The organism is Arthrobacter sp. BPSS-3 (assembly GCF_044628475.1).
GTDB lineage: Bacteria > Actinomycetota > Actinomycetes > Actinomycetales > Micrococcaceae > Arthrobacter.
Genome location: NZ_JBIMMV010000004.1, coordinates 176397 through 197955, shown reverse-complemented (window position 1 = coordinate 197955; position 21559 = coordinate 176397). Strand labels below are relative to the sequence as shown.

Below are 21559 nucleotides of genomic sequence, written 5' to 3'. Positions count from 1 at the left end.
CTCGGGGGTCCGGCGCTACTTGGCGGCTTCGAAGGAGCCGTCGACCAGCTTCACGATCGCGGAGCAGTCCGTGCCGGAGTGGCCGCCGTCGATCAGACGCTGGAAGAGCTGCTGGACGTGCTGGCCGATCTCCAGCGGGGTGCCGGTGTCCTGGGCGGCGCTGATGGCCAGGCCGATGTCCTTGTTGGCCAGTTCCGCGGTGAAGGTGGGGGCGAAGTCGTTGTTGGATGCGGCGGTGGGGACGACGCCGGCCACCGGGTACCAGGTGCGCAGCGCCCAGCTGTCGCCGGAGGAGACGGAGGCGATGTCCCAGAAGACCTGCTTGTCCAGGCCCAACCGGTCGGCCAGGACGGCGCCCTCGGCGGTGGAGGCGAGGTTGATGAAGAGCATCAGGTTGTTGCAGATCTTGGCGGCCTGGCCGGTGGTGGCCCCGCCGGTGGGGATGATGTTCGCGGCCATCGGGCGGATGAACTCGGTGGCGTCGGCGACGGCGTCGGGCTTGCCGCCGATCATGAAGGTCAGGGTGGCGGCCTTGGCGCCGCTGATCCCGCCGGAAACCGGGGCGTCGACAAAGCGGAACCCGGCCTCGGCTGCGGCGTCGTGCAGGGCCTGCGCTGAGGCTATGTCAATCGTGGAGGAATCCACCAGCAGGGTTGTGGTGTCCGCGTGGGCCAGGACGCCGTCCTCGCCGAGGTAGACGGCGCGGGCGTGCTCGCCCTTGGGCAGCATGGTGAAGACGACGTCGGCGCCCTTGACGGCCTCGGCGATGCTGCCGGCGGGGGTCACTCCCCCGGCCTCTGCGGCGGCGACGGCGTCCGGGTTGAGGTCGAATCCGCGGACCTCGTGTCCGGCCTTGGCGAGGTTGACGGACATGAATCCGCCCATGTTTCCCAGTCCGATCCAGGCAACAACTGCCATGGCTAAAGCTCCTTTGCTTGGTGTGGCTGATGGTTCCGTGCGGAACTCCCCGCGCTTCGGCGGGGCACTGTGTCCACCATCACACCCTGTTACAGTGCAATCAAGACAAAAAAGTGAAGATGCCATGTGCAGCCATGCACATATCTCCCGAAGCACCGAGAGGCCCGGACCGTGAACCGCCTTCCCAGCCCCGATGACCTGCTGATCCTGCTGACCGTGGCGCGGCTGGGCCGTTTCAACGCCGTCGCGGAGACCCTGGGCACCACGCACACCACCATCTCGCGCCGGATCCTGGCGCTGGACAAACAGCTGGGCGGCCGGACCCTGGAGCGCACCCCGCAGGGCTGGGAACTGACCGAGCTGGGCAGCCAGGCGGTGGCGGCAGCGGAGGCGATCGAGGGTACCCTGGGCGCACTGAGCGGCCGGATCGCCAGGCGGGACGACGTCCTGGCGGGCCTGGTGCGGATCAGCACGCCCGACGGTTTCGGCGCCGAATTCGTTACCCCCGCCCTGGTCCGGCTGCAACGCGAGCACCCGCAGCTGAACGTGGAGGTCCTCAGCGCCACCCGCAAGGTCAGCCAAAACCGCTCGGGCGTTGACCTGGAGGTGGTGGTGGGCAACCTGGAGGTCAGCAGCGCCCAGACCATCTTCCTGGCCAACTACTTCCTGCGGCTGTACGCCAGCCCGCAGTACGTCCGCGAACATGGGACGCCGGAGACGCTCGACGACGTGCGCCGGCACGGCTTCGTCTCCTACGTGGAGTCCGCCCTGCAGGTGGCGGAGCTGGGCCACCGCTCAACGCAGCTGCCGTTGCCCCGTTCCAGCTTCCAGGCCACCAGCATTTTCGCCCAGCTGGAGGCGGTCCGGCGGGCGGCCGGGATCGGGCTGCTGCCGAATTTCCTGGTGGTGGGCAAGGAGGGGTTCGTCCCCGTCCTGCCGGCCGACTTCCAGCGCCAGCTCCCCATCTGGGCCGCCGCGCGAGCCGAGTCGCTCCGCTCGGCGCCGGTGCAGGCCGTGCTGGCCGCCCTCCGGGCCGAGATCGCCGAGCGCCAGGACGTGCTGGCCGGCTGACGAGGCCTAGCGCAGGAACGCGGGCGGCTCAGCGGCCACCTAACGGGACCGCGGGGATGAGCCGTTCCACGAAGTCCTCGATGATGTGGTCGCGGTCGGCCGAAGGGTCGACGGCAACGGTGATCTGGTCGAAGATGAAGCCGGTGATCGCGTAGTGGAACAGCGAGATCTCGTGCCGGCCGCCGGGGAGTCCCATCCGGGCGTTGAAGGCGACGTCGGCGGCGAGCCCCTCTCGCAGCCAGCTGCTGATGGCCGCTTCCACAGGGGGCCGGCGGGTTGCTTCGAGGCGAAGCTCGAAAAGGGCCAGGGCGGCATCACGGTCCGAGGTCAGCCGCCGGACGATGTCCTTCATATAGTCGGCGAACAATGCCCGGCCGGGCTGCCGCGCAGCCAGGGCGGCGTGGACTTCCGCGTCGGGCGCGAGGCGCTCACCGATGCGAACCAGAATGGCGTCGACGATCGCGTCCCGGGTGGGGAAGAAATTGGACGCAGTGCCGCGGGGGACGCCGGCTTCGGCATCGAGCGCACGATGGGTGAGACCCCGTGAGCTATGGCGGGCAAGGACTCGGACCGCGGCGTCAGAAAGTCTCTGTCGCCGCTCAACGTTCGGTGGCATGCCCCAATCCTACGGCTACCGGGACAGTTGTCGTGGTACCGTCCAAGTACAACACCTGTAGTGATTGGAGATGCTTGTGCGTGAGCTTGTTTACTACGTCGCGACCTCGCTGGATGGATACATCGCAGCCCCAGACGGATCGTTTGAGGTGTTTCCCGTGGAGGGCGACCACATGCAGGTCATTTTCACCGAGTTCGCGGACGCCCTTCCATCGCACGTCCTTGCAGCGCTCGGCGTCGACCCGCCGGGGAACCGCTTCGATACCGTCATCCAGGGCTGGGGAAGCTACTCCGTTGCCCATGCGATGGGAATCGGGCGCCCGTACGCACATCTTCGCGAGTTCGTCGCAACGCGGACGAGAACGGGCACCGATCCGGCCGTCACCTATACGCAGGATGCCCTCGCCACCGTGAAGACGCTCAAGGCCGAAGAAGGCCTGGACATCTACCTCTGCGGTGGCGGCGACCTCGCCGGACAGCTCCTGCCGGAGATCGATCGATTGATCCTCAAACGGAATCCCGTCGTCCTCGGGGCAGGCATCCCGCTCCTCGGCGGCGCCGCCTTTCAGCCGACGGCGTTCCGCCCGGCCGCCTCTCGGAAATTCACTTCGGGAGTCGTCATCGAGGAATGGGCACGCGCCTCCCAGCCCCGAACAGCGGCAGCCCCCGTCCCGCGGTGCGGGGACGGGGGCTGCCGGTGAAGCTGGTCGTTCGTTACTTCTTGCTGACTACTTCTCGCCAGCTACTTCTTGCCTGCTATTTCTTGCCTGCGGCAAGCAGGTCGGCCGTGCCCTGGGCGTCGGCGGCGTCGACGTCATGCAGGGAGATGCCGCGGGTTTCCTTCAGGAAGAGCACCGCGACGGCGGTGATCGCGCAGGCGATCGCCAGGTAGATGGCAACCGGGACGGAGGACTTGTACTCGCCCAGCAGCGCCACTGCGATGATCGGGGCGAGCGAGCCGGCCACGATCGAGGTCACCTGGTAGCCGAGGGAGACGCCGGAGTAGCGCATCCGGGTCGGGAACATCTCGGCCATGATGGCCGGCTGGCCGGCGTACATTAGGGCGTGGAACAGCAGGCCGATGATGACCGAGGCAAGGATGATGAAGTCGTTGCCGGTGTCCATCATCGGGAAGGCGAAGAAGCCCCAGGTGGCACCGAGGACGGCGCCGGCCATGTAGACCGGGCGGCGGCCCAGGCGGTCGGACAGCCGGCCCACCATCGGAACCACAGAGAAGTGAATGGCGTGGGCGATCAGCAGCAGCATGAGGATGCGGGTGGTGTCGGCGTGGACCACGGTCTTCAGGTAGGTGATGGAGAAGGTGACCACGAGGTAGTAGAGGATGTTCTCCGCGAAGCGCAGGCCCATGGCGGTGAAGACGCCGCGGGGGTAGCGGCGGAAGACCTCGGCAACGCCGTAGCCCTTGTGGCCGGCTTCGACTTCCTTGCGGGCCTCGAGGAAGATCGGCGCATCGTTGACCTTGGTGCGGATGTAGTAGCCGATCAGGACGATCACGGCGGAGAGCCAGAACGCCACGCGCCAGCCCCAGCCGAGGAAGTCGGCGGAGGACAGGGTGGAGGAGAGGATGAACAGCACCGCGGTGGCGAAGAGGTTGCCCAGCGGCACGGCGGACTGCGGCCAGCTGGCCCAGAAGCCGCGGGACTTGCTGGGGCTGTGCTCGGCCACCAGCAGGACGGCGCCGCCCCACTCACCGCCGACGGCGAAGCCCTGGGCGAAGCGCAGGAAGACCAGCAGGGCCGGAGCCCAGTAGCCGATCTGGGCGAAGGTGGGCAGGCAGCCCATCAGGAAGGTGGAGACACCCACCAGGATGATGCTCAGCTGCAGCAGCTGCTTGCGGCCGAACTTGTCACCGAAGTGGCCGAAGACGATGCCGCCGATGGGGCGGGCGACGAAGCCGACCGCGTAGGTCAGGAAGGCGGCCAGAATGCCGTCCAGCTCGGTCTGGGAATTGGGGAAGAAGGCCTTGCCGAAGACCAGGGTTGCGGCGGAGGCGTAGAGGAAGAATTCGTACCACTCCACCACCGTGCCGGCCATGGAGGCGGCGACGACTTTCTTGAGGCCGGACGCCTTGACGTCGGTTTCCTCTGCGCGCCTCGCGGCGGCGTTTTCCGTGCTCATAAGAACTCCTTCGGTGTCGCCATCGACACCCTGCGGCTTACTGGGCTGACTCCGTGTGAGTTGGACCACACGCGGTCATTCTCCACGAGTATGGAGTGTCACCGCCGCAGCCTCAACGACCAATCGCGCAGAGCCTATCTGCAAAATTGCACACCGGCACACGGGAAGAGCCGGCGAAGAAGCCGTGGTACTCAGGCGAAGAACGCCTCCCGGAGGACGCCGCCGAGCTGGCCGATCTCGGTCAGGAACCCGTCGTGGCCGATCGGGGCCGAGATGACGTGCATGGGCACCTCCCCCGGCAGGGCCGCCGCGAGCTCCCGGGACTGTTCGGGAAAGTAAAGCCGGTCCGAGTCCACGGCGGCGATGAAGAACTCGGCGGTGGCCCCGGCGAGCGCCTGCCGAAGGCTTCCGCGGCCACGGGCGACGTCGTGGCTCATCAGCGCCTCGGTGATCGCGATGTAGCTGTTGGCGTCGAAGCGCTGCACCAGTTTGTTGCCCTGGTGGTCCAGGTAGCTCTCCACCTGGTAGCGGCCGCGGCCGGACAGCGGCCCGGGCGCGAGCGGTGTCTCGCCGTCCTGGCCGGTCCGGCCGAAGCGGCCCTCCAGTTCGGCGGCCGAGCGGTAGGTGATGTGGGCGATCCGCCGGGCCAACGCCAGGCCGTCATGCGGCTCGGGGCCGCCGTAGTAGTCGCCGCCATTGAAGCGCGGGTCCTGCCGGATCGCGAGGGTCTGGGCCTGGGCGAAGGCGATCTGTTCGGCGGTGCTGTAGGCGCCGACGGCGATCACGGCGCAGCGGCGCACGCGTTCCGGGTAGCTGACGGCCCACTCCAGGGCCCGGGCGCCGCCGAGGGAGCCGCCGAGCACGGCGTGCCATCGGTGGATGCCCAGCGCGTCGGCCAGCCGGGCCTCGGCGGCGGTGCTGTCGCGCAGGGTGACGAGGGGGAAGCGGGATCCCCAGGGCCGGCCGTCGGGCGCCGGCGTGGACGGGCCGGTGGAGCCGTAGCAGCCGCCGAGGATGTTGATGGACACCACGAAGTACCGGTCCGTGTCCACGGGCGCGCCGGGGCCGGCGAGCTGTTCCCACCAGCCGGGCTCCCCGCCGGCGCCGCGGGTGACGTGGGTGTCCCCGGTCAGGGCGTGCTCGATCAGGACGGCGTTGGAGGCGTCCGCGTTCAGGGTGCCCCAGGTCTCGTAGGCGAGCACCACCTCCGGCAGGACGGCGCCGGACTCGAGTTCCAGGGCGCCGACGGACAGGTACCGCACGGCGCCTTCGGGGGCGGCGGCGTTTCCTGCTGCGGGACTGGTGGCGGGTACACCCGTTCGGGTGACGGCAATCGTCATGTTAAAAGACCTCACTTCGCGCTTGCCTGCCGTCAGTTGACCGGCAGGCCAGGTCTTCACCCGGGGCACCCCGCCGCAAAAGGAGGGTTGCCGGCCAGCAAGCCGGGGCTGTCGCTGGCACTCATGACCTGCACCGAGTGTACGAAACAGGGCGGCGTCCTGGCGAAGATTGTGACTTCCATGTGACAGCCGCCCGCCCCGCCGCCCCGTTTCCCCACCTTTGAAGGCCAAGGCCGGCGGGTCGCCGCGGACACGCCGCGCCGGCCGCCGTCGGGCCCGCAAAGGTGGGGAAATCCGGCGAGGGTCCCGGGCCTAGCCGGCCTTCGCGGCGCGGAAGCCGGCGTCGAGGTCCGCCAGGATGTCGTCGATGTGCTCCAGGCCCACCGAGAGCCGGACCAGGCCCGGGTGGACGCCCGCCACCGCCTGCTGCTCCGGGCTGAGCTGGCTGTGCGTGGTCGACGCCGGGTGGATCACCAGCGAGCGCACGTCGCCGATGTTCGCCACGTGCGAGTGCAGCTCCAGGGCGTCGACGAAGCGTTTGCCGGCCTCCACTCCCCCGGCGATGACGAAGGAGACGACGGCGCCCGTGCCGCGCGGACCGTATTTCCGGCCGCGCTCGTACCAGGGACTCGAGGGCAGCCCCGCGTAGGCGACCGATTCGACGTCCTCCCGGCCCTCCAGCCATTCGGCCACCCGGGTGGCGTTGGCGACGTGCCGCTCCACCCGCAGGCTCAGCGTCTCGATGCCCTGGGCGATCAGGAAGGCGTTGAAGGGCGCGACGGCGGAGCCGAGGTCGCGCAGCAGCTGGACCCGGGCCTTGAGGATGTAGGAGAGGTTGGCCCCCAGTGCGCCGTCCGCGCCGAGGTCCCGGGCGTAGACCAGGCCGTTGTAGCTGGGGTCGGGGGTGTTGAAGCCGGGGTACCGCTCCGGGTCCGCGCCGAAGTCGAACTTTCCGGAGTCCACGATCACACCGGCGATCGCCGAGCCGTGGCCGCCCAGGTACTTCGTGGCCGAGTGCACCACGATGTCCGCGCCCCACTCCAGCGGCCGGATCAGGTACGGGGTTGCGAGGGTGTTGTCCACGATCAGCGGCACCCCTGCCTGGTGGGCCACCTCCGAGATGCCCTCGATGTCCAGCACGTCCTGGCGCGGGTTGGAGACCACCTCGCCAAAGAAGAGCTTGGTGTTCGGCTGCACCGCCTCGCGCCACTGGTCCAGGTTGTCCGGGTCCGCCACGAAGGTCACGGAGATGCCGAACTTCTTCAGAGTGTGGGCCAGCAGGTTGTAGGTGCCGCCGTAGAGGCTGGGGCTGGCCACCACGTGGTCCCCGGCCTCGGCGATGTTGAGGATGGCGAAGGTTTCCGCCGCCTGCCCGGAACTGAGCAGCAGCGCGCCGAGGCCGCCCTCCAGGCTGGCGATGCGCTGTTCGACCGCGTCCTGGGTGGGGTTGCCGATTCGGGTGTAGATGGGGGCGAGCTCGGCCAGGGCGAACCGGTTCGCGGCGCTCTCGGCGCTCGGGAAGACGAACGACGTCGTCTGGTAGATCGGCAGCGAGCGGGCGCCGGTGGCGGCGTCCGGCTGCTGGCCGGCGTGGATCTGACGGGTTTCAAAGGACCAGGCGTTGGACATGGTGTCTCCTGTGACTGGGCTCAGGACGGCACCGCCTCCCGGGTCCTGCGCCGCTGGCAGGTCCCGGAATATCGTCACGGCCCTGGCGCCGCGCTTGCCCCGCCGGCGGTCGCCGGAGGGCCAGGTCTTCACCCGGGGCACCCCACCGCGCAAGGAGGGTTGCCGGCCAGCGAGCCGGGGCTTGGCGCTGGCACTCATGACCTGCTCCCAGTGTAGGAAGCCGGAAACCGGTCCGGATAGCTTTGTGACAAAGATGAAGAAACCGGTCCCCGGGACGGCTTCTCCGGCGGATTTCCGCGGCCGCGCTGGGCGGCACGGGGGCCCGCCGGATGGTCCCTGCGAGGTTAGGACAGCCTAAGCTGAGAGGTCCATCACAAAGTGCCAAGATGAGGGCATGCGCATGGATCACGTCTCTTACGCCTGTGAAAAGGATGGCCTCGCGGCCACCACCGACCGTATCGCCACGGCCCTCGGGGTCGAGGCCGTCAAGGGCGGCGTGCACCCCCGTTTTGGCACCCGCAACATGATCATCCCGCTCGCCGGGCACAAGTACCTGGAGGTCGTGGAGGTCCTGGACCACCCGGCCTCGGACAAGGCACCGTTCGGCCAGGCGGTCCGCGCCCGCTCCGCCGCCGGCGGCGGCTGGATGGGCTGGTGCGTTGAGGTCGACGACCTGGCACCCTTCGAGGAACGCCTGGGCCGCGCCGCGGTCAACGGCAACCGCAAGTTCCCCGATGGCCGCGAACTGGTCTGGAAGCAGATCGGCATCCTGGGCCTCATCGCGGATCCGCAGGTCCCGTACATGCTCAAGTGGGAGGGCGACCCGGCCCTGCACCCGTCCAACGCCTACGAAAGCTCGGTGAAGATGTCCGAGCTGACCATCGCGGGCTCCGCGCAGCGGGTCACCGAGTGGCTGGGCGAACCGGTGGAGAAGCCGCTGGAGGACGTGGCCGTGAACTGGCAGGCCCCGCACGGCACGCCGGGCATCCTCTCGGTCACCTTCGAGACCGCCTCCGGCGCCGTCACCATCTAGGGCTTCGGCCCGCCACAACTTCGGCCGCCGGCCGCGGGTGTCAATGACGCCACCCGCCGCCGGGGGCCGAAACTCTTTAAGCCGCTCCCCGCCTCGTCGTGCGGGACAGGGCACCGCAGGTCACGGCACCGCAGGAATCGCAGGACGCCTCAGCCCAGGCCGACCGCCTTGCCGAACAGGCTGAAGCCCACGAACGCCACGATGTCCAGCAGCGCGTGCGCGATCACCAGCGGCATCACCCGCCGGGTCCGGGTGTAGACCAGGGCGAAGATGACGCCCATGATGGCGTTGCCGATGAACGGCCCGAACCCCTGGTACAGGTGGTAGCTGCCGCGCAGGATGGAGCTCGCGGCGATGGCCGCCGGCAGCCGCCACCCGAGTTTGCCGAACCGGTCCAGCAGGTACCCCACCACGATCACCTCCTCGACGATCCCGTGCCGGATGGCGGAGAGGACCAGGACGGGCACGGTCCACCAGTAGGTGCCCAGCGCGCTCGGGATGATCGCCGTCGTGATGCCCAGGGCCCGGCCGGCGGCATAGAGGCCCAGCGACGGGATGCCGATCAGCAGGAACAGGCCCACACCCTGCAACAGGTCCTTTCCGGGGCGTGCGAAATCGAACCCGAGCTTCCGGAATGCCGAGCCGCCGGGGGTCCCCGGCTCGCGGGGACCGGTGAGGAAGTAGAGCACCAGCAGCACGGGGACGAGCGCGAAGGCGATGTCCAGCAGCTGGTAGGTCAGGTCGAAGTACTCGCGGCTGCTCTGGGAGCGGTTCAGCGTTGAGGTCCCCTGGGCCAGCGGCGCCTGCGAGAGCTTGTCCAGCAGCTGCACCACCGAGTACACCGCCGACTGCCCCAGCGAGAGTCCCAGCACAATCCATACTTCGAACCGCACACGGCGGCGGGAGGTAACCAGCATGGTCCTATCTTGCCTGCCGTTGCCGGGAGTTGGCCGGACGCGCCTAAGCTGGGGCCGTGAGCGCGCCCGGGAAAATCCTGATGATCCGGCACGGCCAGTCCGCTGCCAATGCCGATACCTCCATCTACAACCGGGTGCCCGATTACCGCGTCCCGCTGACCGATCTGGGCGTCGAGCAGGCCCGGGCCGCCGGCGTCGAGCTCCGCCGCCAGCTGGACGGGCAGCAGGTCTGCGTCTACGTCTCGCCCTACCTGCGCGCCTACCAGACCCTCGATGCGCTGGATCTGGGCAACCTGACCGAGCGGGTCATCGAGGAGCCCCGGCTGCGGGAGCAGGACTGGGCGAACTTCCAGATCGCGGGGGACATCGAGGACCAGAAGGAGCTCCGGAACGCTTACGGGCACTTCTTCTACCGGTTCCGCGAGGGCGAGTCCGGGTCCGATGTCTACGACCGGATCTCCTCGTTCATGGAGACCCTGTACCGGCACTGGTCCAAACCGGACTACGCGCCCAACGCCCTGTTCGTTACGCACGGGCTGACCATGCGGCTGTTCTGCATGCGCTGGTTCCACTGGTCCGTGGAGTACTTCGAGTCGTTGAACAACCCGGACAACGCCGAGCTGCGCACCCTGCACCGCACCGGGGACGGCAAGTACGAACTCGACAAGCCGTTCAGCCAGTGGGTGGAGCGGCGCGTGGACGAGACCGTGCTGCACGCCCCGCCCATGGTCTTCTAGAAGGTTTAGCGGGCGCGGACCCCGGCGCGCCAGACGGCGTGGGTCAGCGGCATGCCCGGCCGGTAGGCCAGGTGGGTGGCCGAGGGGGCGTTGAGCAGGTGCAGGTCCGCGCGGTGGCCGACGGCGATTGACCCCACAGCGCGTTCGCCGTCGACGTCGTTCCCCGACTCCCGGCCCAGCGCCAGCGCCCCGCCGTAGGTCGCGGCGCGGACCGCCTCGTGCACGCTGAGCCGCATCTGCAGCACCGCGGTGGTGACGCAGAAGGCCATGGAGCTGGTGTAGGAGGTGCCGGGGTTGGCGTTGGAGGCCAGGGCCAGCTGGACGCCGGCGTCCAGCAGTTCGCGGCCGGGGGCCAGCGGCTGCCGGGTGGAGAGGTCGCAGGCCGGCAGGCAGGTGGCCACCGTGCCGCGCTCCCCGGCGCCGGCCGCGGCTTCCCAGCCGGACCAGCTGTCCGCGAGGTCGCGCACGTCCTCCCGCGACAGGTGGTTCACGTGGTCCACGCTGGCTGCCCCGAACTCCACCGCCAGCCGCACCCCCGGCCCCTCGCCGAGCTGGTTGCCGTGCACCCGCAGGCCCAGGCCCGCCTCCCGGCAGGCCGCCAGCACGCGGCGGGACTGCTGCTCGGTGAAGGCTCCGCGTTCGCAGAAGACGTCCGCCCAGCGCACGTAGGGCCGGACGGCGGCGAGCATCGGCCCGCAGACCAGGTCCGTGTACTCCTCGGCATCCATGCCGGCCGGGACCAGGTGGGCGCCGAGGTAGGTGACCTCATCGGCGACCGTGGAGGCGATCCGGGCGCTGCGGGCCTCGTTGTCCACGTCCAGCCCGTAGCCGGTCTTGGTCTCCAGGTACGTGGTGCCCTGCGAGACGGCCTCCGCCACCCGGCCCAGCGCCAGGCGGGTGAGGTCGAAGTCACCGGTCGCCCGGGTCGCGCCCATGGTCACGGCGATGCCGCCGGCGCTGTACTCCTCCCCCGCCATCCGCGCCTCGAACTCCGCGGTGCGGTCGCCGGCGAAGACGAGGTGCGTGTGCGAGTCCACCCAGCCGGGCAGCAGCGCACGCCCCGCGGCGTCGATGGCGTCGTCCGCGGCCGGGGCGTCCCCGGCGGGGCCCAGCCAGGCGATGCGTTCGCCCTCGATGACCACGGCGGCGTCGTGCAGGACCCGGTACTCGAGGTCCTGCGTCATCAGTTCGCCGATATTGGTGATCAGGGTGCTCATGGGTCCATTCTTCAGGCCCGGATGGACATCCGCGTCGCCGCCAGCGCCGCCGCTGTCCGGGATGCCGGACTGTCGGTCGGGAACGGCGCCCCGGCCGCCTGCCCGGCGAGGATCAGTCCGGCGGCGAGTTCGGCGATCCCGGAGGAGGTCTGGAAGCCATAGCCGCCCTGGCCGGCGAGCCAGAAGAAGCCCGGCGCCTCGGCGTCGAACCCCACCACCGGGATGCCGTCGGAGGCCTCGGTGCGCAGTCCGGTCCAGGCCCGGCTGACGGCGTTGATGCCGAGGGTGGTCACCTCGTTCAGGCGGGTGATCAGGGCCTCGACGTCGCCGGGGTACGGCCGGGCGTCCTCGGGTCCGCTGGGGACCTTCTCCGAGGGCGAGATCAGCACCTGGTGCCGGCCTTCCGGGCGGAAGTAGAAGCTGTCCGTGGCGGCCACCATCGGGCAGCCGGGCGGAAGCGGATTCTCGACGTCGACGATCGCCGCGGTGCGGCGGAAGGGCTGCAGGCCCAGCTTCTCGACACCGGCAAGGACGGCGAGCTCATCCGCCCAGGCGCCCGCGGCGTTGACCACGACGGCGGTGGAGAGCGCCTCCTGCCCGGCGCCCAGTTCCCAGCCCGAGCCCGTGCGCTGCGCGGAGTGGATGCGGGCGCCGGTGATGATGTCCACGCCGCCGGCGACGGCCCGCTCCCGGTGGTCCTCCAGCAGCAGGGAGGCGTTGCAGGCGAAGGAGCCGGAGTCCAGCCCGGCGGAGGTGAAGCTCTCCGGTTTCAGCGCCGGGCAGAGCTTGAGCGCCTCGTCGTGGCCGATCAGGTGCATGAAGCCGCTGGCCTGCTCGCGGACCGCGTCCTCGTCGCCGATCAGCATAAATCGCCGGGGCGAGAGGACGGGTTCGGGGCGGGTGCCCTCGTGCGTGCCGATCAGTTCCAGCGTGCGCAGCGTCAGGTCCCGGACCACGGGCGGGCCGTAACTGGGGATGAGCTGCCGGGCCGAGCGCGCCGAGGTGTGGTAGCCCAGCGTCTGCTCGGCCTCGACCAGCGCCACGCTGCACTTGCCGGCCAGCGCCGAGGCCAGGGACAGTCCGGCAATGCCGCCGCCGGCAATCACAACATCGTAATGAGCTGACATGTGACCCATCCTCGCACCCGGCGGGGACATCCGTCAGCAGGTCTTGCGGACCGGGTTGCTACGCGGCGGCGACCTCCGCGCGGCTGGCCACGAACGCCTGGACGCAGCGTTCGACGTCGTCGGTGCTGTGCGCGGCCGAGAGCTGGACGCGGATCCGGGCGGCACCCTTGGGGACCACGGGGTAGCTGAAGGCGGTGACGAAGACGCCGTGGCCGAGCATGGCGTCGGCGACCTTGGCGGCCATGACGGCGTCGCCGAACATCACCGGGACGATCGCGTGTTCGCCGTCGAGCAGCTCGAAGCCCTCCTCGGCCATCCGGCGGCGGAACAGCCCGGCGTTGGCGAAGAGCTTTCCGCGCAGCTCCGCAGAGTTCTCCACCAGGTCCAGGGCCTTCAGGGTGGCGGCGACGATCGCGGGGGCCAGGGAGTTGGAGAACAGGTACGGGCGGGCCTTCTGCCGGAGCATGGCGACGACCTCGCGGCGGCCGGAGACGTAGCCGCCGGAGGCACCGCCGAGGGCCTTGCCGAAGGTGCCGGTGTAGATGTCCACCCGGTCGGAGACGCCCGCGTGTTCGGGGGTGCCGGCGCCGGTGGGCCCCATAAAGCCGACGGCGTGCGAGTCGTCCACCATGACCATGGCGTCGTACTTGTCGGCCAGGTCGCAGATCGCCTCGAGCGGGGCGAGGTAGCCGTCCATCGAGAAGACGCCGTCGGTGACGATGATCTTGCGGCGGGCCGGGTTCTCCTGGTTGTCCGCCTCGATCAGGCGGGCCTCGAGGTCCGCCATGTCCCGGTTGGCGTAGCGGAAGCGACGGGCCTTGCAGAGCCGGATCCCGTCAATGATGGAGGCGTGGTTCAGCGCGTCCGAGATGACCGCGTCCTCCGGGCCGAAGAGGGACTCGAAGACCCCGCCGTTGGCGTCGAAGCAGGAGGAGAAGAGGATGGTGTCCTCGGTGCCGAGGAACGTCGAGACCCGTTTCTCCAGGGCCAGGTGCAGGTCCTGGGTGCCGCAGATGAAGCGGACGCTGGCCATGCCGAAGCCGCGGGAGTCCATGGCGTCCTTGGCGGCGGCGATGATCTCCGCGTGGTCGGCCAGGCCCAGGTAGTTGTTAGCGCAGAAGTTCAGCACGTCCGTGCCGGGCTGGCCGAGCTGGCCGGCCGTGATGTGGTTGGCCTGCGGCGAATCGATGTGCCGTTCGGTCTTGAACAGGCCGGCGCTGCGGATCTCATCGAGTTCGTGCTGCAGCTGGTCCTTGATGGCTGAATACATGGTCGGTGCGCTCCTGGGCTGGGTGGGTGGTTGTACGGTACCGGAAAGGGCCGGGGCCTAGAAGCCGGTCCAGTCGAGGACGACCTTGCCGCCGACGCCGGCACGGGCGATCTCGAAGCCCTTCTCCCAGTCGGCGGCGGGCAGGGTGTCGGTGACGACGGCAGAGATGTTCGCGTGCAGCACCGGGTTGGAGGAGAGCATGGCGCTCATGGCGTACCAGGTCTCGAACATCTCGCGGCCGTAGATGCCCTTCATAGTGAGCATGTGGGTGACGACCTTGCCCCAGTCGATGTCGATGGACTGGCTGGGCAGGCCGAGCATGGCGATCCGGCCGCCGTGGTTCATGTTCTCGATCATTTCCGGCAAGGCGGTGGGGTGGCCGGACATTTCCATGCCGACGTCGAAGCCCTCGCGCATGCCCAGTTCGCGCTGGGCGTCCTTGACCCGGGTGGTGGAGACGTCGATCGCGAGGTCGACGCCGAGCGTGCGGGCCAGGGCCAGGCGCGGGGCGGAGACGTCGGTGATGGCAATCTTGCGGGCGCCGGCGTGGCGGGCGACGGCGATCGCCATCAGGCCGATGGGTCCGGCGCCGGTGATCAGGACGTCCTCGCCGACCAATGGGAAGCTCAGGGCGGTGTGGACGGCGTTGCCGAACGGGTCGAAGATGGCGCCGAGTTCCGGGGTGACGGACGGGTCGTGGTGGACCCAGACGTTGGTCTCGGGGATCACGACGTATTCGGCGAAGGCGCCGTCGCGCTGGACGCCGACGCTGACGGTATTGATGCACATCTGCTTGCGGCCGGCGCGGCAGTTGCGGCAGATCCCGCAGACGATGTGGCCTTCGCCGGAAACCCGGTCGCCGACCTTTACGTCCAGGACGTCCTCGCCGACCTCCACCACCTCGCCGTAGAACTCGTGGCCGGCGATCAGCGGGGCGTTGATCATGCCCTGGGCCCAGGCGTCCCAGGACTGGATGTGCAGGTCCGTGCCGCAGATGCCGGTGGTCATCACCCGGATCTTGACGTCCCCGGCCCCGGTCTCCGGTTCCGGCCGGTCGACGAGGTCGAATCCGGCGTGCGCGCCGGACTTGTAGAGAGCCTTCATGGGCCTGCCTTACTGTGCTGGTGCCGCCGGGGAGGTGGCGGGGTGTGGGTCAACTCACCCCATTACAACCGCCCGGATGCATTAGCACAACCGAAAATTTCTCAATCGACGATTTAGATTTTCCTTAGCCGTAGGATGGTGGGCATGGAAATCCACCAGCTCGAAATGCTCCGCGAGCTCGGCGCCCTGGGCAGCGTCAAGGCAGTCGCCGAAACCCTGCTGGTCACCCCCTCGGCGGTGTCCCAGCAGCTGGCGGCGCTGCAACGCTCCGTGGAGGTGCCGCTGACCCGAAAGGAGGGCCGGAACCTGGTGCTCACCGAGGCCGGGCAGGTGCTCGCCGACGCCGGGGCCACCGTCGTCAGCGCCATGGCCGAGGCCCGCGCCGCGATCGGCGAATACCACGGCTCCCCCGCCGCGCCGGTGACCCTCAGCGGGTTCCACAGCGCCGGCCAGGCGCTGTTTGCACCGCTGGCCCGGCTGCTGTCCGGGCCGGGCCGGCCGGAGGTGCGGCTCTCCGACGAGGACGTCGCCCAGCAGGACTTCCCGGCCCTGACGGCCCGCTACGACCTGGTCCTGGCGCACCGGATGGATCACAGCCCGCGCTGGCCCGAGGAGCGGGTGGCGGTGATTCCGCTGGCGCACGAGCCGCTGGACGTGGCGTTGCCGGCGGGCCACCGGCTGGCCGGGCAGCGTGCGGTGAGCGCGGACGACGTCGTCGGCGAACCCTGGGTGACCAGCCACGCCGGCTACTCCCCAGCGGACGTGCTCTCCGCCGTCGCCGCCGTGGCCAGCCGGGAGCTGAACATCGTGCACCGGATCAACGACTACTCCACCGTGGCGGCGCTGGTGGCGGCGGGCAGCGTGATCGGGCTGCTCCCCCGGCACACCGCCCGGCCGGTGCTGAACCCCTCGATCGTGCTCAAGCCGCTGGAGGGGATCAGCACCCGGCGCCGGATCGACCTGCTGGCGCGGCCGGAAAACCTTAAACGCCGATCGGTCATGATGGTCTGCGAGGCGCTGCAGACAATCATGACCGATCTGGTGGGCGGCTAGGGGCTAGCCTTCGACGCCGAGGCGCTCCAGGATCAGCTCCCGGACGCGGCCGGCGTCGGCCTGGCCGCGGGTGGCCTTCATGACGCCGCCGACGATCGCGCCGATCGCCTGGACCTTGCCGCCGCGGATCTTGTCCGCGACGTCCGGCTGCGCGGCGAGGGCAGCGTCGATGGCTTCGAGCAGCGGGCCGTCGTCGGAGACCACGGCGAGGCCGCGCTTCTCGACGATTTCCGCAGGGGTGCCCTCCCCGGCGAGAACGCCGTCGAGGACCTCGGAGGCCATCTTGTTGTTGATCTTGCCGTCCTCGACCATCTTGTTCAGTTCGACGATGGTGGCCGGGTTGACGCCGAGCTGGCCGGGGTCGACGTCGGCGTTCTTGGCGCGGCCGACGATCTCGCCCATCCACCATTTGCGGGCCACCGTGGGGGTGGCGCCGGCGGCGATGGTTTCCTCGATCTCGTCCATGACGCCGGCGTTGACGACGTCGCGGAACTCCAGGTCGGAGTAGCCCCAGTCCGCCTGCAGGCGCTTGCGGCGGGCGGCCGGCGGCTCGGGCAGGGTGGCCCGGAGCTCCTCGACCCATTCGCGGGAGGCGACGACCGGCACCAGGTCCGGTTCCGGGAAGTAGCGGTAGTCGTCCGCGTCGGACTTGGGCCGGCCGGAGGTGGTGGAGCGGGTGTCCTCGTGCCAGTGCCGGGTCTCCTGGATGACCGGCTGGCCGGAGTCCAGGACGGCGGCGTGCCGCTGGATCTCGTAGCGGACGGCGTGTTCGACGGCGCGCAGCGAGTTCACGTTCTTGGTCTCGGAGCGGATGCCGAAGCGTTCGCGGCCGTGGGGGCGGAGCGAGACGTTGGCGTCGCAGCGGACGTTGCCGCGTTCCATCTTCGCGTCCGAGACGCCGAGGTTCTTGACGATCTCGCGGATCGCGGCGACGTAGGCCTTGGCCAGTTCGGGGGCGCGGCTGCCGGCGCCCTCGATCGGCTTGGTGACGATCTCGACCAGCGGCACGCCGGAACGGTTGTAGTCCACCAGGGAGTAGTCCGCGCCCTGGATGCGTCCGGCGGCGCCGCCCATGTGGGTGAGCTTGCCGGCGTCTTCCTCCATGTGGGCGCGTTCGATCTCGACCCGGAACACGGTGCCGTCGGAGAGCTCGATGTCCAGGTAGCCGTCGTACGCGATGGGCTCGTCGTACTGGGAGGTCTGGAAGTTCTTCGGGGTGTCCGGGTAGAAGTAGTTCTTCCGGGCGAAGCGGCAGGACTCGGCGATCGTGCAGTTCAGCGCCAGGCCGATCTTGATCGAGGACTCGATCGCGGTCTTGTTCACCACCGGCAGGACGCCGGGCAGGCCCAGGTCCACCTCGTTGACGTTGGTGTTCGGCTCGTCGCCGAAGACGTTCGGCGCGGAGGAGAACATCTTGGTCTTGGTGTTCAGTTCGACGTGGACCTCGAAGCCGAGTACGGGGTCGTACTTCTCCATCGCCTCTTCGAAGCTGAGGGTTGCGTCAGTCATTAGTGTGAACCTCCGTGGCTCAGGGCAGCGTCGTCAAGTGAAGGGGCCTTCGCCAGCAGGGGTCCACCCCACTGTTCCTCGAGCAGCGACTCGAGCACGGCGCCGACACGGTAGAGGCGGGCGTCCTGCCGGGCCGGGGCCAGCAGCTGGACACCGACGGGCAGGCCGTCCTCGTCCGCCAGGCCGCCGGGCAGGGACAGGCCGGGGACACCGGCCATGTTCGCCGGGATGGTGGCGACGTCGTTGAGGTACATCGCCAGCGGGTCGTCCAGCTTCTCGCCGAGCTTGAACGCCGTGGTGGGCGCCGTCGGGGAGATCAGCACGTCGGCCTGGGCGAACGCGGCGTCGAAGTCGCGCTGGATCAGGGTGCGCACCTTCTGGGCCGAACCGTAGTAGGCGTCATAGTAGCCGGCGCTCAGGGCGTAGGTGCCCAGGATGATGCGGCGCTTGACCTCGTCGCCGAAGCCGGCCGCGCGGGTGGCGCCCATGACGCGTTCGATCGTCAGCGGACCCTCTTCGGGCAGCACGCGCAGGCCGAACCGGACGCCGTCGAACTTTGCCAGGTTGGAGGAGGCCTCCGAGGGCATGATCAGGTAGTAGGCACCCAGGGCGTACTTGAAGTTCGGGCAGGAGACCTCGACGATCTCGGCGCCGGCGCCCTTGAGCAGCTCGAGTGCCTCGTTGAAGCGGTTCTCGACGCCGGCCTGGTAGCCCTCGCCGTGGAGTTCCTTGATGATGCCGATCTTCATGCCCTCGACGTTGCCGGTGCGGGCGGCGGCCACCAGGTCCTCCAGCGGGTCCGGCAGCGAGGTGGAGTCGCGCGGGTCGTGGCCGCCGATCACCTGGTGCAGCAGCGCGGAGTCCAGCACGGTGCGGGAGACCGGGCCGATCTGGTCCAGCGAGGAGGCCATGGCGATCGCGCCGTAGCGGGAGACGCCGCCGTAGGTGGGCTTGACGCCGACGGTGCCGGTGACGGCGCCGGGCTGGCGGATGGAGCCGCCGGTGTCCGTGCCGAGGGCCAGCGGGGCCTCGAACGCGGCCACGGCCGCGGCGGACCCACCGCCGGACCCGCCGGGGATGCGGTCCAGGTCCCACGGGTTGCGGGTGGGGCCGTAGGCGGAGTGCTCGGTGGAGGAGCCCATGGCGAATTCGTCCAGGTTGGTCTTGCCCAGGATCGGCATCCTGGCCGCGCGCAGGCGTTCGACGACTGTGGCGTCGTAGGGGCTGTGCCAGCCCTCGAGGATCTTCGAGCCGGCCGTGGTGGGCTGGCCGACGGTGACGATCAGGTCCTTGACGGCGATCGGGACGCCGGCCAGGACGTGCAGGGCCTCGGCTTCGGCGCCGCCGGCGGCGCGGATGGCGTCCACCTCGGCGGCGACGGCGAGGGCTTCCTCGCCGTTGACGTGCAGGAAGGCGTTGACCTGGCCGTCGACGGCGGCGATGCGGTCCAGGTAGGCCTGGGTGACCTCGACGGCGGTGACCTCGCGGGCGGCCAGCTTCTCGGCGAGCGCGGCGGCGGAGAGGCGGATCAGTTCGTTGGTGTCAGTCATGTCTTAGTCCTCATCCAGGATGGCCGGGACCTTGAAGCGGCCCTCGTACGCGTCGGGGGCGCCGGAGAGCGACTGCTCGGCCGTGAACGTGTGGCCGACGACGTCCTCGCGGAACACGTTGGTCAGCGGGATCGGGTGGGACGTGGCGGGGACGTCGTCCCCGGCGGCTTCACTGACGGACTTGACCGATTCGACGATGACGGCGAGCTCGCCGGCCATCCTGTCCAGCTCTTCAGCACTCATCTCGATGTGCGCGAGACGCGCGAGATGCGCGACGTCGTCGCGGTTGATCGCAGCCATGGATCTCCCCTGCAAGGTTCGGATTATTTTCCGTCCCAGTCTACGTGGGTTGAACTACGCTTACCGCCCGGCGTGGCCGCCATGGGACGGCCTGCCGCCTTTCGGCGGCGGGCCGGACGGATCCCTTGGCTGCTCGCTCGTTCCTCCCCACCGTCCCCCTCCCCTCGCAAGTCCCCACCGGCTCCCAGCCTTCGCAAGCTCAGGCCGGGTCCCGCGCCGGCGTGGCCCCTCGGGCAGGGAACCCTGACGGCGTGGGCCCTGCTTGGACGCACGCTGGCGGATGTCCGTCCCGTCGCCGATGTGCCTACCTCACCTCACGGCCCCTGTCCGGGGCTCGGGGCCCGGACAACGCAAAGGAGGCAGGGGCGGAAAAACTTCCGCCCCTGCCTCCTTTTGTTTTTCTCTTTCGTTGTCAGCCGATGCCGATGGCTCCGGTGGCCATGCCTACTCCGAGCATGACCAGGGAGATGACGGCGGTGCGCCAGAGGACCTTCTTGTGGTGGTCGCCCAGGTCCACCTTGGCCAGGGAGACCAGCAGGAGGATGGCCGGGACCAACGGGCTCTGCAGGTGGAAGGGCTGGCCGGTGATGGAGGCGCGGGCCATGTCCGCCGCGCCGACGCCGTAGTGGGCGGCGGTTTCGCTCAGGACCGGGAGGACGCCGAAGTAGAAGGCGTCATTGCTCATGAAGAACGTCATCGGGATGCTCAGGACGCCGGTGATGACGGCCATCAGCGGGCCCATGTCGGACGGGATGATCTGCACCAGCCACTCAGACATGGCCTTGACCATGCCGGTGCCGTTGAGGACGCCGGTGAGGACAGCGGCGGCCATGACCATGCTGACGACGGCGACGATCGAGGGTGCGTGGGCGATCAGCTGCGCACTCTGCTCCTTGATCTTCGGGAAGTTGACCAGCAGGGCCACGGCAGAGCCGACCATGAACACGAACGGCAGGGGCATGATGTTGGCCACGAGGGTCACCATGACGGCCACGGTCAGGGCCAGGTTGAACCAGAACAGCTTCGGCCGCAGGGTCGCGCGGTTCGGATCCAGGGCGGTGTCCGCCATGGCGGAGTCGCGATCGTCCACGAGGTTTTCGGTGCGTTCCAGGACTGCGACGCCGGAGCCACCCGCGGGGGCGCCGCCGGCCGGGGTGCCGCCGGCCGGGGTGCCGTTGCGGCCGGCGCGGCGGCCGGAGATGCCGGAGGTGCCGGAACCACTGGTGCCCGTGCCGCCGTCGGCCGTTCCGCCGAACTCAACGCCCTCGGCCCATATCTCCGGAACGGTGGCGCGGAGGCGGTTGCGTTCCTGCAGGCCCAGCAGCCAGGCGAAGACCATGACCACGGCCAGGCCGACCACCAGCGAGGGGATCATCGGGACGAACACGTCGTTCACGTCGAGCTTCAGCGCGGTGGCGGCGCGGGCGGTGGGACCACCCCAGGGCAGGATGTTCATGGTGCCGTTGGCCAGGCCGGCCACGCAGGTGAGGACCACCGGGCTCATCTTCAGCCGCAGGTACACCGGCAGCATCGCCGCGGTGGTGAGGATGAAGGTGGTGGAACCGTCGCCGTCGAGCGAGACGGCCGCGGCGAGGACCGCGGTGCCCAAGACCACCTTGGCGGGGTCGTTGCCGAGCTTGCGCAGGATGAACCGCACCAGCGGGTCGAAGAGTCCGACGTCGATCATCAGGCCGAAGTAGATGATGGCGAACATCAGCAGCGCGGCCGTGGAGGTCATCGACTTCATTGAGTCGAGCACCATGGGGCCGATGCCCAGACCCGCGCCGGCAAAGAGTCCAAAAACGGTGGGGACGATGATCAGCGCCAGCACCGGCGTCAGCTTCTTCGTCATGATCAGCACCATGAACACCGCGATCATGGCGAATCCGAGTATTACCAGCACAGCCGGCTCCTTCTTCAGTGGTCCGCACCACTCCGCTGTGATGCGCACTACAGACGTTAGGGTGGCGTGCGTCACGGTGGTGCCTTTGCCTCATTTGATTGGCATACTGCTTGTTGGACGCATTGTG

The 21559-nt window shown here is 69.2% G+C and carries 19 protein-coding genes and 2 riboswitches; of the genes, 5 read left to right on the top strand and 14 right to left on the bottom strand.

All coding sequences use genetic code 11. The features are described 5' to 3' along the window. Positions 1-15 precede the first annotated feature (15 nt). Positions 16-918 carry a 3-hydroxyisobutyrate dehydrogenase gene (gene mmsB, locus ACFVY3_RS08335; protein WP_400159393.1) on the bottom strand — a complete coding sequence of 301 codons (903 nt, stop codon included), beginning with the start codon at positions 916-918 and terminating at the stop codon, positions 16-18. A gap of 171 nt (positions 919-1089) precedes the next feature. Between mmsB and ACFVY3_RS08330 the strand changes: the two genes are divergently transcribed. Next, positions 1090-1989: a LysR family transcriptional regulator gene (locus ACFVY3_RS08330; RefSeq protein ID WP_400159392.1), complete on the top strand. Its 900-nt coding sequence runs from the start codon at positions 1090-1092 to the stop codon at positions 1987-1989. A gap of 28 nt (positions 1990-2017) precedes the next feature. On the opposite strand, the gene ACFVY3_RS08325 is transcribed toward ACFVY3_RS08330, so the two are convergent. Continuing rightward, complete coding sequence (locus ACFVY3_RS08325; protein WP_400159391.1) at positions 2018-2605, bottom strand: TetR/AcrR family transcriptional regulator; 588 nt, start codon at positions 2603-2605, stop codon at positions 2018-2020. Between the two features lie 76 nt (positions 2606-2681). Here ACFVY3_RS08325 and ACFVY3_RS08320 point away from each other — a divergent pair, with 76 nt between their 5' ends. Beyond that, positions 2682-3305 (top strand): dihydrofolate reductase family protein, encoded by a 624-nt coding sequence (locus ACFVY3_RS08320; RefSeq protein WP_400159390.1) that lies wholly within the window; start codon positions 2682-2684, stop codon positions 3303-3305. 55 nt (positions 3306-3360) lie between these two features. On the opposite strand, the gene ACFVY3_RS08315 is transcribed toward ACFVY3_RS08320, so the two are convergent. The 3 genes from ACFVY3_RS08315 to ACFVY3_RS08305 all read right to left on the bottom strand — a co-directional run bounded on the left by ACFVY3_RS08315 (position 3361) and on the right by ACFVY3_RS08305 (position 7712). Further along, complete coding sequence (locus ACFVY3_RS08315) at positions 3361-4743, bottom strand: MFS transporter (RefSeq protein WP_400159389.1); 1383 nt, start codon at positions 4741-4743, stop codon at positions 3361-3363. A 191-nt stretch (positions 4744-4934) separates the two neighbouring features. Next, the gene (locus ACFVY3_RS08310) at positions 4935-6083 is read right to left on the bottom strand and encodes a homoserine O-acetyltransferase (protein WP_400159388.1); all 1149 of its coding nucleotides are present in this window, start codon (positions 6081-6083) and stop codon (positions 4935-4937) included. A 13-nt stretch (positions 6084-6096) separates the two neighbouring features. Then, a riboswitch (SAM riboswitch) is annotated at positions 6097-6212 on the bottom strand. Between the two features lie 183 nt (positions 6213-6395). After that, positions 6396-7712: a bifunctional o-acetylhomoserine/o-acetylserine sulfhydrylase gene (locus ACFVY3_RS08305; RefSeq protein ID WP_290258430.1), complete on the bottom strand. Its 1317-nt coding sequence runs from the start codon at positions 7710-7712 to the stop codon at positions 6396-6398. Positions 7713-7797: 85 nt separating this feature from the next. Next, positions 7798-7914, bottom strand: a riboswitch (SAM riboswitch). A gap of 192 nt (positions 7915-8106) precedes the next feature. Here ACFVY3_RS08305 and ACFVY3_RS08300 point away from each other — a divergent pair. After that, positions 8107-8745 carry a VOC family protein gene (locus ACFVY3_RS08300; RefSeq protein WP_290258432.1) on the top strand — a complete coding sequence of 213 codons (639 nt, stop codon included), beginning with the start codon at positions 8107-8109 and terminating at the stop codon, positions 8743-8745. 149 nt (positions 8746-8894) lie between these two features. Here the strand turns inward: ACFVY3_RS08300 and ACFVY3_RS08295 are convergent, their stop codons facing one another. Next, positions 8895-9662: a CPBP family intramembrane glutamic endopeptidase gene (locus ACFVY3_RS08295; protein WP_290258433.1), complete on the bottom strand. Its 768-nt coding sequence runs from the start codon at positions 9660-9662 to the stop codon at positions 8895-8897. Between the two features lie 80 nt (positions 9663-9742). Between ACFVY3_RS08295 and ACFVY3_RS08290 the strand changes: the two genes are divergently transcribed. Next, entirely contained in the window at positions 9743-10399 is a 657-nt protein-coding gene (locus ACFVY3_RS08290; protein ID WP_400159497.1) for a histidine phosphatase family protein, read from the top strand. 5 nt (positions 10400-10404) lie between these two features. Here ACFVY3_RS08290 and hutI read toward each other — a convergent pair whose 3' ends face one another. From hutI to tdh, 4 genes are read right to left on the bottom strand one after another with little or no spacing between them, the layout of a single operon-like run. Then, a complete protein-coding gene (gene hutI, locus ACFVY3_RS08285) occupies positions 10405-11616 on the bottom strand; it encodes an imidazolonepropionase (RefSeq protein WP_400159387.1) in 1212 nt (403 codons plus the stop codon). A gap of 11 nt (positions 11617-11627) precedes the next feature. Next, positions 11628-12743, bottom strand: a complete 1116-nt coding sequence (locus ACFVY3_RS08280; RefSeq protein ID WP_400159386.1) for an NAD(P)/FAD-dependent oxidoreductase — start codon at positions 12741-12743, stop codon at positions 11628-11630. 58 nt (positions 12744-12801) lie between these two features. Then, on the bottom strand, positions 12802-14013 hold the full coding sequence (locus tag ACFVY3_RS08275) for a glycine C-acetyltransferase (protein WP_400159385.1): 1212 nt from the start codon (positions 14011-14013) through the stop codon (positions 12802-12804). 57 nt (positions 14014-14070) lie between these two features. Beyond that, the gene (tdh, locus tag ACFVY3_RS08270) at positions 14071-15117 is read right to left on the bottom strand and encodes an L-threonine 3-dehydrogenase (RefSeq protein WP_400159384.1); all 1047 of its coding nucleotides are present in this window, start codon (positions 15115-15117) and stop codon (positions 14071-14073) included. 144 nt (positions 15118-15261) lie between these two features. Here tdh and ACFVY3_RS08265 point away from each other — a divergent pair, with 144 nt between their 5' ends. Continuing rightward, positions 15262-16170, top strand: coding sequence for a LysR family transcriptional regulator (locus ACFVY3_RS08265; protein WP_400159383.1), 909 nt, complete (start codon positions 15262-15264; stop codon positions 16168-16170). Positions 16171-16173: 3 nt separating this feature from the next. Here the strand turns inward: ACFVY3_RS08265 and gatB are convergent, their stop codons facing one another. The 4 genes from gatB to ACFVY3_RS08245 form a co-directional block, all read right to left on the bottom strand. Beyond that, the gene (gene gatB / locus ACFVY3_RS08260) at positions 16174-17679 is read right to left on the bottom strand and encodes an Asp-tRNA(Asn)/Glu-tRNA(Gln) amidotransferase subunit GatB (RefSeq protein ID WP_400159382.1); all 1506 of its coding nucleotides are present in this window, start codon (positions 17677-17679) and stop codon (positions 16174-16176) included. Continuing rightward, positions 17679-19229 carry an Asp-tRNA(Asn)/Glu-tRNA(Gln) amidotransferase subunit GatA gene (gene gatA / locus ACFVY3_RS08255; RefSeq protein WP_400159381.1) on the bottom strand — a complete coding sequence of 517 codons (1551 nt, stop codon included), beginning with the start codon at positions 19227-19229 and terminating at the stop codon, positions 17679-17681. Before gatA ends, gatB begins: the two co-directional genes overlap by 1 nt. Before the next feature lie 3 nt (positions 19230-19232). Continuing rightward, on the bottom strand, positions 19233-19529 hold the full coding sequence (gene gatC / locus ACFVY3_RS08250) for an Asp-tRNA(Asn)/Glu-tRNA(Gln) amidotransferase subunit GatC (protein ID WP_011691167.1): 297 nt from the start codon (positions 19527-19529) through the stop codon (positions 19233-19235). A 412-nt stretch (positions 19530-19941) separates the two neighbouring features. Beyond that, complete coding sequence (locus ACFVY3_RS08245; RefSeq protein WP_400159380.1) at positions 19942-21432, bottom strand: CitMHS family transporter; 1491 nt, start codon at positions 21430-21432, stop codon at positions 19942-19944. Between the last annotated feature and the right edge of the window lie 127 nt (positions 21433-21559).

Bases quoted from the DNA above. Each gene is read 5' to 3' on its own strand.
- ACFVY3_RS08290 (WP_400159497.1), top strand. From the start codon at position 9,743: ATGATCCGGCACGGCCAGTCCGCTGCCAATGCCGATACCTCCATCTAC.
- ACFVY3_RS08300 (WP_290258432.1), top strand. From the start codon at position 8,107: ATGCGCATGGATCACGTCTCTTACGCCTGTGAAAAGGATGGCCTCGCG.
- ACFVY3_RS08265 (WP_400159383.1), top strand. From the start codon at position 15,262: ATGGAAATCCACCAGCTCGAAATGCTCCGCGAGCTCGGCGCCCTGGGC.
- tdh (WP_400159384.1), bottom strand. From the start codon at position 15,117: ATGAAGGCTCTCTACAAGTCCGGCGCGCACGCCGGATTCGACCTCGTC.
- ACFVY3_RS08275 (WP_400159385.1), bottom strand. From the start codon at position 14,013: ATGTATTCAGCCATCAAGGACCAGCTGCAGCACGAACTCGATGAGATC.
- ACFVY3_RS08325 (WP_400159391.1), bottom strand. From the start codon at position 2,605: ATGCCACCGAACGTTGAGCGGCGACAGAGACTTTCTGACGCCGCGGTC.
- ACFVY3_RS08305 (WP_290258430.1), bottom strand. From the start codon at position 7,712: ATGTCCAACGCCTGGTCCTTTGAAACCCGTCAGATCCACGCCGGCCAG.
- gatB (WP_400159382.1), bottom strand. From the start codon at position 17,679: ATGACTGACGCAACCCTCAGCTTCGAAGAGGCGATGGAGAAGTACGAC.
- ACFVY3_RS08295 (WP_290258433.1), bottom strand. From the start codon at position 9,662: ATGCTGGTTACCTCCCGCCGCCGTGTGCGGTTCGAAGTATGGATTGTG.
- gatA (WP_400159381.1), bottom strand. From the start codon at position 19,229: ATGACTGACACCAACGAACTGATCCGCCTCTCCGCCGCCGCGCTCGCC.
- gatC (WP_011691167.1), bottom strand. From the start codon at position 19,529: ATGGCTGCGATCAACCGCGACGACGTCGCGCATCTCGCGCGTCTCGCG.
- hutI (WP_400159387.1), bottom strand. From the start codon at position 11,616: ATGAGCACCCTGATCACCAATATCGGCGAACTGATGACGCAGGACCTC.
- ACFVY3_RS08280 (WP_400159386.1), bottom strand. From the start codon at position 12,743: ATGTCAGCTCATTACGATGTTGTGATTGCCGGCGGCGGCATTGCCGGA.
- mmsB (WP_400159393.1), bottom strand. From the start codon at position 918: ATGGCAGTTGTTGCCTGGATCGGACTGGGAAACATGGGCGGATTCATG.
- ACFVY3_RS08310 (WP_400159388.1), bottom strand. From the start codon at position 6,083: ATGACGATTGCCGTCACCCGAACGGGTGTACCCGCCACCAGTCCCGCA.
- ACFVY3_RS08315 (WP_400159389.1), bottom strand. From the start codon at position 4,743: ATGAGCACGGAAAACGCCGCCGCGAGGCGCGCAGAGGAAACCGACGTC.